This is a genomic window from Alkalihalobacillus trypoxylicola, from assembly GCF_001590785.1.
Taxonomy (GTDB): Bacteria; Bacillota; Bacilli; order Bacillales; family Bacillaceae_D; genus Alkalihalobacillus; species Alkalihalobacillus trypoxylicola.
The window spans coordinates 19420-37306 of record NZ_LTAO01000009.1; the positions used below are offsets into that span (position 1 = coordinate 19420).

Below are 17887 nucleotides of genomic sequence, written 5' to 3' on the forward strand. Positions count from 1 at the left end.
TTGCTCACCTCAGATATAATAATTAGTCGTCTAACTGACTTGCCACTTTTACTTTATGTAGCGCAAACCACCATAACAAAATCATAAAAGGGATCATGATATAAAGGAAATAAAAATGAAATACAGAAAGAATTAAATCATACAAACTATGTAAAGCCACTGGTAATAATAATGCTAAAATCATATATGAGCTTTTATTGTTAGGCTCTAGCTTCGATTTACCCATATAATAACCCATAATAACACCAAATAATGAATGACTTGATACTGGTAAAATAGCCCGCCCAACAGCATTTTCTAATCCATGTGCAAATAAGTAAAATATATTTTCCACGGATGCAAATCCTAATGAAATCGAAACACCAAATATAATACCATCATATCTTCTCTTAAATTCCCCATGTTGATACGCAAAAATTATTAACAAAAACCATTTGAAAAATTCCTCAAAAAAACCATAAACAATAATGGATTGAGAAATCGAATCGGAAAAAACATCTTCTATCATAAATGCATATTGTAAAACCATTACAGGAAAAACTAACAAAGCTCCAATAAAAAAAGTTCTTAAAATGAGACCATTAATTGTTGGAGTATACTGATTTCTTAAATAAAAATAAGCCAGAAGCGCCATACCAGGCGCAATGGCTGCTGTGAAAACCGCAAACAAATGAGTCCCGACCTTTCTATGCAATATTCACTAAACTTGTGAAGAGAAAAGTAAGTGACGCTAAAAAAATTTAACGTTATAATGTAAAAATGTACTATTTCCATATTATCATAATTTGAGGTGGATTTTCATGAAGAAAATTTTAATTATACATACAGGCGGAACAATCAGCATGCAAGAAAATTCACAAGGAGCCGTCATTCAAAATGAATCTAATCCATTATATTCCATAATGAATACTCTATCAACTATAGCACTTGTTGATAATGACGATTTTCTTAATCTCCCATCCCCGCATATAACGCCTGAATTAATGCTGCAGCTCGCTAAAAGAATACAGCAGAAAGTGGCAGAAAATCATTATGAAGGCATAGTCATTACTCATGGAACAGACACGTTGGAAGAAACAGCGTATTTACTTGATTTATACTTCGATTGGGAAATTCCTATTATTGTAACAGGTGCTATGCGTTCTAGCAATGAAATTGGCTCTGACGGACCTCATAACCTTATTTCTGCGGTTCGAACTGCTGCAACTACTGAGGCCCAAAATAAGGGAGTGCTTGTCGTATTTAATGATGAAATACATAGCGCGAAAAACGTCACTAAAACTCATTCAAGTAATATCGCCACTTTCCAAAGCCCACAATTTGGTCCTATTGGTATGATTACAAAGCAAGAGGTTCGATTTCATCATACTTTAATTGAAAGAGAAAATTATACGATCACTAATCTCAACAAAAAAGTCATTCTTTTAAAAGCCTATGCTGGAATGACAGCTGAAATCATACAAGCACTTTCAGCAACAGAGTTAGATGGATTTGTTTTAGAAGCTTTTGGCCAAGGAAATATCCCACCTTCTATCGTCGAGCCACTTAATCATTTATTAAAAAGAAATGTTCCTGTGATTCTAGTATCGCGTTGCTACAGTGGCGTAGTACAGGATGTTTATGCCTATAAAGGTGGTGGAAAGCAACTTAAAGAAATGGGCGTTATTTTCACCAATGGACTAAATGGTCAAAAAGCGAGGCTTAAGCTAATGGTTGCCTTAGAGATAACCAATAATCAAGACCAACTGCAATCCCTCTTTTTGAAATAATGGATTAGGAAAGAGGTTGGGACCTTACGTATGAATGATTCCTCATGTTAGGTGACCGGTTATTCGCTCCGCCATGACACTTCCTGTCCGGTGGGGTGAGACCGAACTAACTTTTTTTAAAAGTGGAAACTCAGCACTTTTCCGCTTTGAATCCCTATTAGAATGATATGGTGAAAATTAGCCAATCAAAAAAGGCTGCACCCTTTTAGATTTTTAAATAAAAACCACTTGGTACAACCTATTCTATCTGTATTATTTTTTTTTCTCTTTTTCCTTAATATAAGAAGCTATCGGCTTTCCATGCTCGCGACCATTTTCTATAAATATCTCATTCGCATTATTCCCGGCTGCGATGACACCTGCAATAAATAAATTAGAAATATTCGTTTCCATCGTTTCATCGTGGAAATAAGGTCTTCCACTTTCTGAATCCACCGTCACTCCCATATTTTTTAGAAACTGATGATCGGGGTGGTAGCCAGTCATGGCAAAAACAAACTCTGCCTCTACTTTCTTTTGATGGCCATTAACAGAATAGATAACTTCATTTTCTGTGATTTCTTGTACATCAGCTTCAAATTCTAACATAATACGATTATTGTTAACGAGTGATTGATATTCTGGCATAATCCATGGCTTGACACTTGATGAATAATCCTTTCCACGATATAAAGCCGTTACATGCGCACCCGCTTTTTCGAGCTCCAATGCTGCATCAATTGCTGAGTTTTTTCCACCAATTACGACTACTTTTTTTCGGAAATAAGGATGTGCTTCTTTAAAGTAGTGAAAAACATGATTTTGCTTTTCTCCTGGTACATTTAGAAAATTTGGCGAATCATAATAGCCTGTTGCAATAATGACATAACTCGCTTGATATTCATCTTTTGATGTTTTGATATAAAAATCGCCTGACTCTTTCTTTTCAACTGACAGTACTTGTTCAAAAGTCTGAATACGAATATTTTTTCTTTCGACAACATCACGATAATAAGATAAAGCTTGATTTCTTCTAGGCTTTCTTTCCTCTGTTACAAAAGCTACTTCACCAATTTCTAATCTTTCACTTGTACTAAAAAAAGTTTGGTGAGTTGGAAAGCGATATAATGTGTGAACAACATTTTCCTTTTCTATAACAAGTGGTTCAAAGCCTGCATCTTGACAAGCAATTGCAGCGGCTAATCCACAAGGTCCTGCTCCTATTATAATGATTTTTTCTTTGATCATTTTTGCCACTCCATTTCGCCCATTACATTCTTTATTTTTTCCTGGAAAGATTAATTAGTTCTTCTATCATATCATCATAGGATAACCCTATTTCATGAGCAGCATCAGGATATAGGCTTGTTGGCGTCATACCAGGTAACGTATTAACCTCTAAAATAACCGGCTCTCCCTCTTTGGGCACAATAAAATCTACTCTAGAGTAAATATCACAGCTCAGAGAACGGTGCGCGATTACGGCGTGATTTTGGACATAAGCTAGCTGTTCTTTTGAAATCGATGCAGGAATAATATGTTCACTCATCCCCGTCGAATATTTAGCTTCATAGTCATAAAAATCATTTTTCGATATAATTTCAACAACAGGTAATGCTTTCTCTTTTCCTTGATTACCCATAACAGCGACCGTTACCTCTTTACCACTAATAAACTCTTCTACTAATACAGTTTGGTCCCATTGAAATGCTTTTTCAATACCTTCTTTTAATTCGTCGTCGTTCTGTGCAATGGTAATCCCAATAGTAGAGCCTTCTTGGTTCGGTTTAACCACAACCGGGAAGGAAAAAGAATGTTCAAATGAATTCTTATTATATGATCTTTTATATACCACTAAGTCTTTAGCTATTCTAGTACCTGCTTGCTCAAAAAATAGCTTGGCTTTTGCTTTATCGATAGCTAGTGCTGAGCCTAGTACTCCAGAACCTACATAAGGAATTTCTAGCATGTCTAACAATGCTTGTACTTTTCCATCCTCGCCAAAACGACCGTGTAAGCCAATATAAACCATATCAACTTGAAGATTCATCACTTCATCGAGTTTTTCTGGTGAAAAATCAATTCCAACTACATCATGACCTTTATTTTTCAACGCTTGTATAATCCCTTTTCCAGACGAAATCGATACCTCTCTTTCGGCTGATACTCCCCCATATAAAACGGCTATTTTCATACGTTACCACTCCTAAATATATGTATCTCTATTCTATTCTGATAAACAAACTTGGTTGCTAGTCTTTAATATTGTAACATATTCTAATCATTATCTTCCTGTTCAACGAATGTTTTAAAGTGATCGATTCCATACATTTCCGACTTTTTTTTACAAAATAAAACTTGATGACGAAGTGGCCATCAAGTGCTCATTTTCTTATAAAGTGCTGATGTAATTGTTCAATTGAATTTTCTTCTATAATAGTCGTTCCATATTCTTTAATTCGATGAATGGAGGCCGTCGCTGAACTGCCATATTCTGACAGAAGGGCAATGAATGCATCTTCTTCTAAAGGTTCGAAGTCGAACTCTTCAAAGTTAAGAAAGTAGCGATTCTCATAGGAAAATAACGCACCGCCAATGACACCATATGAATAGAGACGTTCGACTAGTCCTAAAATATCTTCAAAATCCTTATATTCATAAAGAATATCTTCATATTCATCTAGCGTAACCTGCATTTCTATATATCCCTCTTCAAAAGCATCTAAATCAAAATCTTCATCAATATCGCCTTTTGTCACAATAATAACCATACCTTGTGCTGGCATTGCAAATACTTCTACAGCAATCGGACCATCAATTTTAAAGCCTAATTCATCATCGGCTTCAATCATCATATCTCGAAATAAGTCATGTACTTTAGGAACATCCTGCCATAAATCTTCTTTAGTAATTCCTCTTTCATTCATATCATCAAAAGTTAAAAAAGCTTTAAACTTATTTATATCTAAACGTTCGAGTCGCACTCATGCCCCTCCTTTTGTACAAGCAATCATCACCATACATAAAATTCCTCTTATCATACGGTATGTGAGACTATTTAAGAAGGTTCTACATCATTAGCCTTAGGACAAACTTATTTATTTAATATTAATGCTTTCATCCAATTCTCCGTGTCTCGTTTGTTATGTCTAATCAATTGTACATTTTTTAATAAACCTTCAGGTTGCTTGGACAACCTAATATTACTAGTAACAACAGCGATCGTAATTCCACTTAAAACCTGCAATTGTCTAACTAGTGTTAATGATTTCTTATTTATAATCTGAGACCCTAAAGACATTATAAGAACACTCGCTTCTGTTTCTTTAATCAGTAATTCTACATCTCGAACTGAATATCCTGCCTCCACAACTACCACCTCAAATTGGTGTTTCCTCAAATGAAGAAAAATAGCTGATAAGTGTAATTCATCGATGTATTCTTCATTACAAATAACAAGCACCTTTGGAAATGGCGTTTGAATTAAAAAAAGATTAGAAACTTGGTGTATCTTTCTCGAGAAAAAGCTTAATACAAATTCTTTTTGAACTTTATGGCTATTTTCCCCCATTAACTTTAAATTAATCAATTCTTCTAGTTTAGAAAAATAAGTCCATCTAAAGTCATCGTCAATAAAATGATGAAGAAACGGCTGAAAGATACGTTCAGCAGTATGAATTCGAAATCTCATTAACTCGTTCATTGTTTCATGAAGCATCGTTTGCACAGAAGAAAATTCATCTGCTATTTTTGGATTATAAAGTGATGTTTGATGTTCATTTCCTAATAATTCAATTGCTTGTCCGATCGTTATCCCCACATCAAGCTGATTTTGTATCCACTTCATCTGCTCAACATCTAAATCGGAATACAAGCGGTGCCCCAAGCTATTTCGCTGAGGTTTTAGGAAGGAATATCGCCTCTCCCAAGCTCTTATGGTACCTGGCTGAATCCCGACCATTTTGGAAAAAGCTTTCATATTATATTTACCTTTTTCATTCATTGAATTTCTCACCTTTCAACTACAAAAACAAAAAAAAAACTTCTATCACCCATCTTATTTTTTATTAATCTCAATTAAATGAGTTTCACTTGGTGCACCTAACCGTAAAGGTACTAAAGTTGTTCCATAACCATTACTAACTAAACTCGCAAACTGTTGTTTCCATTTTAAGCTGCCTCTTTCTTCTAAACCGAAGTTACCTAAGCGAATTTGACCACCATGTGTGTGCCCAGCCAAAAGCAGAGAAAAAGGATGATTTAATGGTAAGTAATCTTCTACATTAGGGTAATGGCTAATTAAAAGTACAAAATCATCCTGTTTTATCTCTTTATAAAAAGAATAATAATCAATGGGGTACTGCAGTTCATTCACACCCACTAACGAAATAAACTGGTTTTTTACCATAATCCTTGAAACTTGATTATCTAAAATAGTGATCCAATATTTGTTAAAAAGCTTTACAAGTAAATGTGTATTAACCTCAAGATCGTTATTTCCCCATACAAAATATATTTGATTACAAAGAGCTTTTAGTCTTTTTATATTTTCCTCGGTTCGATGTAAAGGTACTCCTTTTTCAGTAAAATCACCACCGATGATGATCAGATCACATGTTCCGACAGATTGAAGCATCTCCTCAGAAATACATCTAGCGTGAACATCTGATATAAAATAAATAGTGAAACCATTTGAATGCTTTGAGATTTTCTGAAAAGATAATTCGTGTGTTAGAACAGAATTTCTTTTAGCCTCAAATGCCATATAGCCTAAACCTACTAATCCAATTCCCATTAACGTACCTAACCATCTTTTCAATGAGTGTTTCCTCCGTTTTTTAGCAATTAGCTCAAACAAAGCCTAGCTTAATTTTTACACTAAACTAGGCTTTACACTATTTTCATTTATTATGACTTACGTTAAAAAAAAACACAATTCATTAAGACTTAGTTTTCCCATTTTATAGAATTTATCATTTTTGTGATCATGTCTTCACGTTCGTAAAAGTCTTGATCTCCATTAAGAACAATTGTATATAAAAATAGTATTTCTTGATTATGTTCCTCTAAAATATAATAAATCCATTCATCACCTTCTTCAACTAACCAATCAGCTTTTTTGTGCTTTTGTAAAGGTACATGAAATGATGATAATATTGGGTGATCTTCTTTATTGATTAATGCTTCCTGCTTTATATTATATTCCTCTGTGACGTCTCTATCCTCTGACCACTTTTCAATAATGAATAGAGGTCGATCAGATTGATAAATCGTTAGCAAGTGTTCATCAAAAGTATAAGACATTTCATTAGGTAGTGAGATTTTGAGATTCCAAGTTGGGTGATAAACCTCTTCCCATTGTCCTATATCTTCACTCATTTCTCGACTACTATTCTCTGTTGCCATTTCTAATTCAGCATCATAATTTACCACCTCATCAGATTCTTCAAGCATCATGATTTCACCAGAGCTTTCTGCTTCTGATGACATCTCCTGTTCATTAGAAGAAATCATTTGAAAAACCAAACCGCCAGTAATGAATAGAATAATACAAGCAGCGATTGAACCAAATTTCCAATATGATTGGGAATAGTCTTTCGATTGATTTTCCTTTTTTATCTGATTCATGATAGAAGAGGCAGTGTTTTGACTCGGAATCTTATCATATTGTTTTTTTAATGTATTTAATTTTTCTTCAATAGGATCCTTAGCCATTATGTTCACCTACCTTTTCATACTTTTCCTTTAGCATTTTTTTGGCTCTTAATATTCTCGATTTAATAGCCCCTTCGCTCACTCCTAAAACGCCTGCAATTTCCTTGTAATTCAAATCATGAAAATAATGTAAAATAATAGGAACTTTATATTTTGCATCTAATTGTTGAATTTTTTCATGTAAATCAAATGAGTCATGATCCATATAGGATTCTATATATGATGTTGAGTCCTGGCTCTTTTTTAAGAGTTTAAATTTCTTAATTTGTCTTTGCTCTTGCCTGTACATATCTCTAATCACATTTAATGTTAACGAATAAAGCCATGTCGTAAATTTACCATGAGTTTGCTTTGTTATGAATCGATAAACTTTTATAAAAACCTCTTGGACAACATCATCCACCTTTTCCTGTGATACACCCATTTGATAGCTAAACCTTTCTACAGTTTTTATATGTTTATCCATTAATAGATGAAAGGCCTCATCATCACCAGCTTTTGCCCTTTTTATCCAATCTTCCTCCATCTCTTTCCCCCCCATGTTACAAAATGAGTGAATATTGAGGTTGAAAAAGAGCATTCCATAATGAAACGCTCTCTATTCTTATATAGTTTCATTTTCGTAAATTTAGCTTTATTTACAAAAATTTCTATGTGCACTCAACCAAATTTTCACCTACGAGTTTTTCGTCTTCTAAGTAATGAACGGCTGCTGTTGCTAATAATTTTGCTGCGACTAACAACGCGCTTTCATCAAAATCAAATTTTGGATGATGATGTGGATATGTTTTTCCTAACGATTCATTACCTGCTCCGATAAAAAAGAAGCTTCCTGGAACATGCTTTAAATAGTAAGCAAAATCCTCTCCTCCCATAACCGGATCTATTTCAATAACTTTTTGATTTTTAAGATTAGATACACTCCACTGTACTAATTTTTCCGTTTCCGTTTTTGAATTCACAACAGTAGGGTAACCTTTTTTGTAATCAAACTCATAATCAGCTCCTGCAGCAAGACAAATCCCATTCACAACCTGATTCATACGTTCAATAATGAAAGATTGTATTCCCTCTTCAAAGGTTCTAACTGTACCTACAATTTTAGCTGTATCCGGTATCACATTAAAAGCTTCTCCAGCATGAAATGAGCCAATACTAATTACTGCTGACTTTAATGGATCTACATTTCGGCTAACAATTTGCTGTAACTGTTGAACAATGGAAGTGGCAACAGTTATGCTATCGACCGTTTCGTGTGGGGACGCTCCATGACCACCTCGCCCCTTCACTGTTAGCTCAAAACGATCCGCAGCTCCCATAAACGCTCCTTCTCGAAAACCAATTTCTCCATAAGGTAGGGGTGTCCATAAGTGCGCACCGAAAATAGCATCCACATCTTTTAAACAACCATCTTCAATCATTGAAATTGCACCTCCAGGCGCCAATTCTTCTGCAAATTGAAAGATAAGGACAACATCACCTAGCAGTTGATGTTCCTGTTGTTTCAAAGATTTTGCTACAAGCAACAAAGCAGCTGTATGTCCATCATGTCCGCAGGCATGCATTTTACCTGGTACAGTTGAAGCAAAAGGTAATCCCGTTTCTTCATGTATTGGAAGAGCATCAAAATCTGCTCGTAATGCTACTGTTTTACCACCCTTTTTTCCACGAATATAACCGACAACTCCACGTCCCCCCACTTCTGTACGATGCTCAATGTCTAAATCCTTAAGATAAGTAGCGATCTTTTTCGGGGTAACAACCTCTTCAAAGGATAGTTCAGGAAACTTATGAAGCTCTCTACGAATCGCAATCAGTTCATCTTCACTGTTTTCTAACATTTCAAAAATTTGTTCAATCATTGAAACACCTTCTCCACTATTTTCTTTTATTCTACCTTTCTCATTACTAAAAAGAAAATAATATTTTCAAAAATAGGCCCTGAATGAATTATTTTGAAACGTAAAAAGCTGATACCCGATTGGATACCAGCTTGGATTCATACATTTTATTTTGATAGTTGGGATAATTTCAATAAGCCGAAAGCCATAATAACAGCTAAAAGCATGGCTAATAAACCAATTCCTAAGACTGCTGTAAGTTGAACTAAAGTCATCATTCAACACTCCTTATCTGTGTGTATACTTACTATACTTATAATAACATAGATTAAGAGAGTGCTCCTTTTAAAATGTGACAATTTTTTTAACACCCTTAAAATTTTTGTCACATTTCAATGGATAAAAAAGGGTAGAAAATCCAACAAATTAATTGAAAAGTCAAAATAAAACACTTATACTTAGAATAATCATCATCAGAAAACGCTTTCAATGATCTTACGTTTTATATTTAAAAGGAGGAAAATAATGAATATTTTGAAAATTACAGACAAATCTTTAATCACTAACGCAGATTTGCAGTTCAGTAAAAATTTAGGTTTACCCGTAGAAGTGTATTGCTCTAAAAACAAAAAAACAGTAGCATTTGGTCAAATTCAGGATTTTAATAATGAGCAAATACAAATTTCTGGAGTTACTTTCCGCAGAGAGAATTATTTATTTTTCGGAAACCGCCATGAATCTGCTTAAATTCATTCTATTAGATACTAGTTTCAAGGTGATCTGCGTATTTAGACAGACTGTAGAATAAATTCAAGTTTGAAAGCATTTCCTACAGTCTGTAGACACTAAAAAGGATAATGAGTTTTCTTTTTTATTTATGAAATAAATTTATATCATTCTCAGACTTAATTTGTGTAAAGATTAAATGCCTTTTTGACCAATCTTGGTCCTCTTGCCAAAATTCAGGGCTTCGCTCAATGATTTCTAACCTTAATTCCTCATATTCCTTCTCAGCTTTTTCTTCTTTCTTTTTAAAATACTTAACCTGTAGGACTCCTAAAGTCGTTATCATAATCAATAAAATTGTTGATGTATTTAGTGTGAAAAATTGACGTATATTTGTAGATGCTGTATGAATAAAATACGTGTAGATTATATATATAAAAGCAATCGCCATTGAAGTAAACACGAAGATTGACCAGTTTATTTTTGCTTTTTCATGTTTATCCATTTTTTTCTTACGATTAATGAGCTCAGTAAGCATAAACTGAAAATATTTTGGCGTGTTATTATTTTTTTTAGATGTTCCCATAAACTCCTCCCCCTTACTTTGATAAGTATGAGAGAGAACATTTATTTAGAACAAGCTTTAAAGGAGCCAGCTTGGTACTAAAAACGCGCCAATGACAATGATTAGAAAAAGTAATAGTAAAATACGGACTATAATTAAATTTAGTGCTTTACTCTTCTTTCTTTCCCCTCTCTTTTTCTTATGCTTTTGACTTCTAGGAGGTAAATCCTTCGGTTTGTTTAATTTCTCTAAATCATATTGATAGTTTTCATCATTTTCGTTCCAGTCTTCATGTGATTCTGACATGTTATTCATTGAGAGGAACCCTCCTTACTTATTTTCTAATATGAATCCATACTCCAAGTATTAAATCAATACAAAAATGGGCAAATATAGTGACCCATAAATTTTCTGTTACCATAAAAACATAACCAAGGAAAAAGCTTATACTTACTACCCCTAATAATAGAATTGGTTTTGATAAGTAACGGATGTGCAAAAGGGCAAAGACAATACTCGCAAACCATAATCCAAAGTTTGTTTGCAAAACCCCTCTGAATAATAGCTCTTCAGTGAAAGAAATAAGCATACAAAGACTTATGATTGTCGGAATGTTTATTTCTGTAAAAAGTTTTTTATTCAAGCCTCCATCATCTAGTGATTGACTACCAAAAATCAGCAATAACATGAAATTAAAAAAGATAACGCCTGCAGTTACAATTAAGCCAATCATGAGAATTTCTTGAAAGTTCCACTGAAACAAAGCTCTCCAATGACTCAATGAAGGGAAAAGTATTATACTAAGAATGAAAGAGATGATTAAAAAGAATAATTGAGTGAACAAAACACTCCAGGCAATATCAGTTCCTTTTATTTGGTCCATTTCACACCTGTAAAAGCTTCTTTTTTAATAATTGTTGCCAATCTTGGACTTTGTCTGCATTCAACACATGATTTCTCTCTCGTTTCCAAAAGCGACGATCTGAAAACCCACAAATATCACAGCACTCTTCTGGCTTATCTTTTAACGTTTCAGTAAAAAATTCCAAAATAGCTTCCCTTCTGCAAGTACGAGTATTCATAAAATCCTCAAAATATTCCCATTGCTTCATACGTTTCATGCGCCTATTTTGATAATGCTTTATCAAACCATCGATTAAAAGGTTTAACTCAAGTTTTTTCACTTGATTATTTTCAATAAATTGAAATTTTTCTAATAAATATTTAAACACTCTCCAAGTTGATTCTGAAAGGTTAAATTGCGCTTGTAAAGACTCCTCCAACTGCGTCGTTATTGTTTTTTGTTCGGATAATAAACCGACAATTCTTTTAATAACCACTTCTTCTATTTGTTCAATATCAATAAACCGATGTGTGAGATGTTTATCTTCACTCGAATAGAATAGATAGGATATGCTTTTTTTACGATCTCGACCAGCTCGACCGATTTCTTGTAAGTAACTTTCCATTTGCTTGGGAGGATGAAAATGAATAATATAACGGATATTATTTTTATTTATACCCATTCCAAAAGCATTCGTACAGCATATGATCGAGAGTTGATTTTGCATAAATTGCTGCTGTATAAGCATTCGGTCATTATTAGTCATGCCACCATGATAGTAGCTCACTTGCTGTCCCTGCTGCTGTAATAGCCTTGTTGCTCTTTCAGCACTTTTCCTACTTGAAAAATAAATCATCCCAGGACCTTCTAATTTTTCAACTAAATTTATTAGCCTCTTCCATTTATCGTCGGGTTCAGAAAATTCCTCAATACGCAAAGCAATATTTCTTCGGTCGACAGAATAAATATGTTCTTTAACATCTCTCAGATGTAATAATTGAATGATGTCCTTTCTTACCTCCTCTGTTGCTGTGGCTGTAATAGCTAAGGTAGGAGGAAAATTAAGCTGAGCGATTACATGACTTAGCCTAATATAATCGGGTCTAAAATCATGTCCCCACTGAGAAATGCAATGAGCTTCATCAATAATAAAGTAAGATACCTTCATGCTCATTAATCGAGCAATCAGCCTTTCACTTTGAAGCATCTCAGGAGAAAGATAAATCATCTTATACGTGGACAACTTTCTAAAAATCTCATTTTTTTCATCGTAATTTAAGAAGCTATTAATCGCTACTACATTCTTTATACCTAATGTTTTAAGCTCTTGTACTTGATTCTCCATTAAGGATAATAAAGGTGAAACAATGATGGTCACTCCATCTGCTAGTAAAGCAGGCAATTGATAACATATAGATTTACCAGTTCCTGTAGGGAGCATTGCAAGAACATGCTGTTCATTCATAATGCTTGTAATGATTTCCTTTTGACCTTCTCTGAATGTTTGATATCCAAACCAGCGATTTAATGCTTTAGATAAATCCATTTGTAAAATCCTTTCTAGCTAATACTAACCGAATCAAAAAATAATCAACGGCTACGGGTAGCGCTTCTTTAATATCCTTCAATTTATGAGACTTTGATTGTTTGATCGCTTTTTGAATCATTAGGTATTCTTCTAAAGTCATAAACTTCTTTAATGAAAAATGGGGGTCCACTAATGCTAACTCTACGATGTGATCCAAAATCGTCGCGGACTTCAACTGCCTTTTTTTACTAATATCTTTTATTGATAACCCGTTTTCTAACAACGATTTCGTTTTCTGTGTAGAAACGGTCAATTCTGATTTTTTCTGTAAGTCTTTAAGAAGCCTATTTAGAATACTAATCGTATTTTGGTCATGTATGAGTAATTCAGAAATAAGCTGATGTATAGTGGCTTTATGAATGAGCGTTGCTTCAACTTTTGTAAGGTCCTCCCGCTCTGCTACCTGATTTAATGTTAGACCAACAGAATTTGAACTAGTGAGTAAAGCAACGAATATACTTGCTTGGATTGGCTCACACCTTACTAAAAAGGAGTGGATCTCTTCATAAATAGCATGCAATAATGAATCAACCGATTGATTTTGGTTCATCAAATAAACTTTTATAAATGCTTGTATTTTCCAATCCTGAATAATTGGGTTAAATTTTTTTTGGTTTTTGATGGAGGTTAAGCTTTGAATTAAAAGTAAGCATCGATTCCAAAATATGATATCCATTTGGGAGTATGAATAACCATTCAGGGAAGCAAAATATGGATGGTCATTCCAATACTCTTCAACCATTAATGCTCCTTTATCAGTCAAGGAAATAACGTTATGTTCATCAGTTTGAATGATGTTCTTCTCGCTATTTTTTTTAATACTTTCCTCAACCTCACTTCTTGTGATGAATGGCAGCAGACCAAAAAAAGGCTTCAGATTGAATAAATGAAGATCCTGTATCGTTTGCATCGTTTTATTGCCCTTTAGGACATGATATGAACTATATATACTGCGCTGTCCTTGATTTAATTGATGCACTTTAAAAAGTATTGGACTAATATCAAAATTCACAAATCATTCCTCCGCCTATGTACATCTACCTACCATTTTATCAAAAATTCACGTGGAAAATGTCCTATTTAATAAAACTTTTTTTATTTATGATTCTTGTAAACATTAAGGTCCGTATTGTAAACAACATGAACAATGATAAACGTTTTCCTTTAAAACATGCATCTAATTTCTGAAATTAAGCATCAAGTTATTGAAAAGTTTTGATTTTGCCTTTAAAATAGATGAAGACAATACACCAGTCTACTTAAGGAAGAAATATCTTGATATAATCTCTACATTCTTTTCGGTGTAAACACCTGTCCTTTATTTATCTAGAAAAAAAGGAACAGTAGCACCCTGATTGATACAATGATGATTCTGTTAATGGCCACTTAGCCGCCCAACAAAATCTATTTTCTTTTTTATATAGTGACTGATTACTTAAAGATAAAATGGAGGTTTTTTTCAATGCCAAAATTCACAATAGTCGACCAAGATACATGTATCGCTTGTGGTGCATGCGGTGCGGCTGCTCCTGATATTTATGACTATGATGATGAAGGAATTGCTTTTGTTATTTTAGATGATAATAAAGGGGTAACTGAAGTACCTGAAGAATTAGAAGAGGATATGATTGATGCTCTTGAAGGATGTCCTACTGATTCAATTAAAGTAGCTGATGAATCATTTGAAGGCGATCCATTAAAATATGAATAAAAAAAACTGATGGTCTCCATAAGGACCATCAGTTTTTTTATGAAAATAACAATAAATTAATTGCAGATATAGCAACTATAACCATAGCAAGGATACGAATCTTCTCAGCTTTCCATTTAGTAAAGCTTCGAACTCCAATACCTGAACCTATTAAGACAGCTACAAAACCAGTTAAGAAATATAGCATAAACGATGAATGAAAATCACCGTTAATACCGTGTGAAACGACAGTTAGAAGACTGGTAATAAAGAATACAGCTTGCAGATTTGCCGTGTACTTTAGCTTGTCCTCATAAATGGTCAAAAAATAAAAAACAAAGAATGGTCCACCAACAGCAAATACTCCCCCTATCAATCCCCCCACTAATCCTAAACAAATAGTAAAAATGGTTGCTACCTTTCTTTCACCTTGGGACGGCTTTTTATTGAACCATAAATATACGACTAAAAGTAATAAAACGACACCTAGCCATTTTTTTAAAATCGGTAGCTCACCGAAATGAGTTAATATAAAAAAGCCCCCGATTCGTCCAATAATCGCAGAAATAAGAATAACAGAGAGTCTATTAAATTCAATATAAGGGTAAAAACGCATAAGTATACGTAGTGTTAGTACAATGGTTAAACTCATTATCAGTAAAGTACTATCAAGCAAATGGAATAGAAATGGCAATAAACTCATTGCAATTAATCCAAACCCAAATCCACTAACACTTTGAATATAGCTCCCTACTGCAACAATAATAAAGATAAAAAGTAATTCTAAAATCATGCTGTCACTTTCCTTCATGTAAAAAACTTAACTGTACGATTATTTCTAGAATAAGAAGTTGTCATTCTTTATGATATAAAATAAGAAAATGGTTATAAAATAAACATTTCCTAAAGCATTTTCGGATTTCCTAAGTTAAGTACTATGGAATGAAAAGTGATTTCTCAACCCCTAAAATATGATCCATCATTGATTGAAAAGCCTTTTCCTCATTCCTTTCCTTAATGGCTTCATAAATTTTTTTGTGCTCATTATAAAGCGCTGTTAGTTTTTCTTGGTCACCATATAAATAAGTCATTCTAGCTTCTTGCATGGCTGCTTTCATCGTTTCAGAAATCGTTTCTAGTAGTGATTGAAGCATTTCATTTTTGGTTGCTTTAACTATTGCCTGGTGAAATTGTATATCAGCTATTTCACCCAATTTTCCGTCACCTAATGCTTGTCTCATTTCTTGTAATACTTGTTCAAATCTTTCTAAATCTTCTTCCGTTCTCTTTTCTGCCGCAATTTTTGCAGCGCCCGTTTCAATCATTTTTCGAATTTCAAATAATTGTTTTAAATCTTTTTTTTCTAATAAATCAACAGAAGGTAAAATCATCTTTGCTAAGTCGTGTTCTATTTTCTTAACAAAGCTTCCTTCTCCTTGTCTAATTTCTATTAATCCGACTGCTCTTAATGCACTTAAAGCTTCTCTAATCGCAGACCGACCGACCTGATATTTAGTAGCTAGCTGCTGTACAGAGTCCAAACGATCCCCAGCTTGAAGCTGTCCATTTTTGATTTCATCTGTAATTTGCTCAGCAATCATTTCATAAATTTTCTTAGCCTTGATCGGTCTTAATGACATGATGATCCCCCACATTTTCGTCGTCAAACAAAGGCAGAAAATGTACTTTTCTGCCTTCCTAACGCTATAACTTATAATCCTCTTATTGACTTAAGTTTATCATGCTTCAAGAGATAAAACGAGCCTATTTTTCTATAAACGAAGTCCTTCCAATGCTAAAAATAAATTATTAGACCAGATTTCATTTATGGCATCGTTATTCAAAGGGTTCACCCCAACACCAACTTCTATCGTAAAGCCAGGTCGTTTTGTTTCTTGGATAAACCAGTCCTTATAACCTCCATCACTCTCTGCGGTATGAATGGGAGTATAGGAACTGACTAATGATAGCTTTTGGACCATATCCTTACTTTCTGCCGGCTCATAGCCTCTATATCCCCAATAAATCACTTGACCTTGTGAATGAAAGGCTAATACATAAGAAAAATCATGATTTAATGTACATTTATAAATCGCCTGTGCTTCTGGTTCAGTTAACGGAGCTATGCCACTAAAATGTCGTGGCCATGGTTGCTGTGGACTTTCCTTCGCTTCCTTTTCCCAGCCTGCTGGCCATTGGTGGTTTAAATCTACACCTCTAATATTGCTTGACCAATGCTCAAATCGTTCTGATCCCTTATTAATTTTTAACACCTCATGATAATAGGGATGCTCCTTATAAATACCTTGCTGTACTAACTCGATTCCATCAGGGTTAACCATTGGAACGATAATTAATGTTACCTTTTCCAACAATTGTTTTATATTGTATGAATAAATAGATGAATTAGATTGTAAAGCCTCTACACATGTATAAAGGAATTTCATTAAAAATTTTGAGGTGTGCCACTCATTAGCATGCCATCCACCACTGTAGAATACTTGCTTTTTTCCTGTTCCTATTTTAATTTGATAAATGGGCGTTCCTAATACAGAATGACCACATTTCTTAATATCAACATTTGATTGTACTAATTGTTTTAAATCATCTTCTAAATCCAATGGACCATACTCCGTGACAATGTCCCCTCCAATACCTGCTTGTCTTTTATATTCTGGTAAATAAAGCGTCATCCCTGGATAAATATAGGTGTGTTCATTAATGATTGAATGATTTTCCAAAAGTATATCAAATGGGCGCAAATCATGCTTAGCTGAAATTTTTGAAATGGTATCTCCTCTTTTTACACGATAATCCATTCTATCCCCCCTCATTGAAATGTATGAAATTAAAATGATTTCATGAAAAACATTTCTGAGCTTTTATAAAAAAGCTAATTGACAACCCACCATTCATATGATAAATTATCTAACAATTAGGAAAGATGAAAAACTTTGATGAAGAATGAAAAAATGGTTTCCATTTAAGAGAACTAGTGGTTGGTGTGAACTAGTATGGAGCATTTTCGATAGCGCTTCGGAGTTAGTGTATTGAACTTAAGTAAGTACACTCGGTTAATCCGTTATCTTGGATTGTTATCCACAAGTTGCATGCTTTAGCATGAATGAGGGTGGTACCGCGGTTCAAACCTTCCGCCCCTCACATTCCGT

General features: G+C 34.0%; 20 protein-coding genes and 1 other annotated feature. Of the genes, 3 read left to right on the plus strand and 17 right to left on the minus strand.

The features are described from left to right. Positions 1-22: 22 nt before the first annotated feature. Positions 23-670 carry a glutamic-type intramembrane protease PrsW gene (prsW, locus tag AZF04_RS06240; protein WP_061948015.1) on the minus strand — a complete coding sequence of 216 codons (648 nt, stop codon included), beginning with the start codon at positions 668-670 and terminating at the stop codon, positions 23-25. Between the two features lie 130 nt (positions 671-800). Between prsW and AZF04_RS06245 the strand changes: the two genes are divergently transcribed. Then, positions 801-1769, plus strand: a complete 969-nt coding sequence (locus AZF04_RS06245) for an asparaginase (RefSeq protein ID WP_061948016.1) — start codon at positions 801-803, stop codon at positions 1767-1769. Positions 1770-2021: 252 nt separating this feature from the next. Here AZF04_RS06245 and AZF04_RS06250 read toward each other — a convergent pair whose 3' ends face one another. The 8 genes from AZF04_RS06250 to AZF04_RS06285 all read right to left on the minus strand — a co-directional run bounded on the left by AZF04_RS06250 (position 2022) and on the right by AZF04_RS06285 (position 9325). Beyond that, on the minus strand, positions 2022-2996 hold the full coding sequence (locus AZF04_RS06250; protein WP_061948017.1) for a YpdA family putative bacillithiol disulfide reductase: 975 nt from the start codon (positions 2994-2996) through the stop codon (positions 2022-2024). 31 nt (positions 2997-3027) lie between these two features. Continuing rightward, positions 3028-3942, minus strand: coding sequence for a D-alanine--D-alanine ligase family protein (locus AZF04_RS06255; RefSeq protein ID WP_061948018.1), 915 nt, complete (start codon positions 3940-3942; stop codon positions 3028-3030). A 190-nt stretch (positions 3943-4132) separates the two neighbouring features. Next, a complete protein-coding gene (locus tag AZF04_RS06260) occupies positions 4133-4732 on the minus strand; it encodes a genetic competence negative regulator (protein ID WP_045484162.1) in 600 nt (199 codons plus the stop codon). 110 nt (positions 4733-4842) lie between these two features. Continuing rightward, a complete protein-coding gene (locus AZF04_RS06265; protein WP_061948019.1) occupies positions 4843-5751 on the minus strand; it encodes a MerR family transcriptional regulator in 909 nt (302 codons plus the stop codon). A gap of 54 nt (positions 5752-5805) precedes the next feature. Then, positions 5806-6567, minus strand: coding sequence for a metallophosphoesterase (locus AZF04_RS06270; protein WP_082795264.1), 762 nt, complete (start codon positions 6565-6567; stop codon positions 5806-5808). A 128-nt stretch (positions 6568-6695) separates the two neighbouring features. Then, entirely contained in the window at positions 6696-7463 is a 768-nt protein-coding gene (locus AZF04_RS06275) for a hypothetical protein (protein ID WP_061948020.1), read from the minus strand. After that, entirely contained in the window at positions 7456-7989 is a 534-nt protein-coding gene (locus AZF04_RS06280; RefSeq protein ID WP_045484169.1) for an RNA polymerase sigma factor, read from the minus strand. Before AZF04_RS06280 ends, AZF04_RS06275 begins: the two co-directional genes overlap by 8 nt. A 124-nt stretch (positions 7990-8113) precedes the next feature. Beyond that, the gene (locus tag AZF04_RS06285; protein WP_061948021.1) at positions 8114-9325 is read right to left on the minus strand and encodes a M20 metallopeptidase family protein; all 1212 of its coding nucleotides are present in this window, start codon (positions 9323-9325) and stop codon (positions 8114-8116) included. Positions 9326-9829: 504 nt separating this feature from the next. Here AZF04_RS06285 and AZF04_RS06290 point away from each other — a divergent pair. Then, positions 9830-10051, plus strand: a complete 222-nt coding sequence (locus AZF04_RS06290; protein ID WP_045484174.1) for a hypothetical protein — start codon at positions 9830-9832, stop codon at positions 10049-10051. Between the two features lie 124 nt (positions 10052-10175). On the opposite strand, the gene AZF04_RS06295 is transcribed toward AZF04_RS06290, so the two are convergent. From AZF04_RS06295 to AZF04_RS06315, 5 genes are read right to left on the minus strand one after another with little or no spacing between them, the layout of a single operon-like run. After that, entirely contained in the window at positions 10176-10616 is a 441-nt protein-coding gene (locus AZF04_RS06295; protein ID WP_045484177.1) for a DUF2663 family protein, read from the minus strand. Positions 10617-10673: 57 nt separating this feature from the next. Further along, positions 10674-10910: a hypothetical protein gene (locus AZF04_RS06300; protein ID WP_061948022.1), complete on the minus strand. Its 237-nt coding sequence runs from the start codon at positions 10908-10910 to the stop codon at positions 10674-10676. 19 nt (positions 10911-10929) lie between these two features. Continuing rightward, positions 10930-11478, minus strand: coding sequence for a CPBP family intramembrane glutamic endopeptidase (locus tag AZF04_RS06305; RefSeq protein WP_061948023.1), 549 nt, complete (start codon positions 11476-11478; stop codon positions 10930-10932). A 1-nt stretch (position 11479) separates the two neighbouring features. Beyond that, positions 11480-12985 carry a RecQ family ATP-dependent DNA helicase gene (locus tag AZF04_RS06310; RefSeq protein WP_045484186.1) on the minus strand — a complete coding sequence of 502 codons (1506 nt, stop codon included), beginning with the start codon at positions 12983-12985 and terminating at the stop codon, positions 11480-11482. Next, a complete protein-coding gene (locus AZF04_RS06315; RefSeq protein ID WP_061948024.1) occupies positions 12972-14039 on the minus strand; it encodes a YpbB family protein in 1068 nt (355 codons plus the stop codon). The genes AZF04_RS06310 and AZF04_RS06315 overlap by 14 nt, the downstream gene beginning before the upstream one ends. Positions 14040-14489: 450 nt before the next feature. Here AZF04_RS06315 and AZF04_RS06320 point away from each other — a divergent pair, with 450 nt between their 5' ends. Next, complete coding sequence (locus AZF04_RS06320; protein ID WP_045484192.1) at positions 14490-14738, plus strand: ferredoxin; 249 nt, start codon at positions 14490-14492, stop codon at positions 14736-14738. A gap of 37 nt (positions 14739-14775) precedes the next feature. Here the strand turns inward: AZF04_RS06320 and AZF04_RS06325 are convergent, their stop codons facing one another. The 3 genes from AZF04_RS06325 to AZF04_RS06335 form a co-directional block, all read right to left on the minus strand. Beyond that, on the minus strand, positions 14776-15510 hold the full coding sequence (locus AZF04_RS06325) for a sulfite exporter TauE/SafE family protein (protein WP_061948025.1): 735 nt from the start codon (positions 15508-15510) through the stop codon (positions 14776-14778). A gap of 142 nt (positions 15511-15652) precedes the next feature. After that, positions 15653-16357 carry a FadR/GntR family transcriptional regulator gene (locus tag AZF04_RS06330; RefSeq protein ID WP_061948026.1) on the minus strand — a complete coding sequence of 235 codons (705 nt, stop codon included), beginning with the start codon at positions 16355-16357 and terminating at the stop codon, positions 15653-15655. A 132-nt stretch (positions 16358-16489) separates the two neighbouring features. Beyond that, on the minus strand, positions 16490-17536 hold the full coding sequence (locus AZF04_RS06335; protein ID WP_061948027.1) for a M14 family metallopeptidase: 1047 nt from the start codon (positions 17534-17536) through the stop codon (positions 16490-16492). Positions 17537-17662: 126 nt separating this feature from the next. Further along, positions 17663-17880, plus strand: a binding site (T-box leader). Positions 17881-17887: the final 7 nt, after the last annotated feature.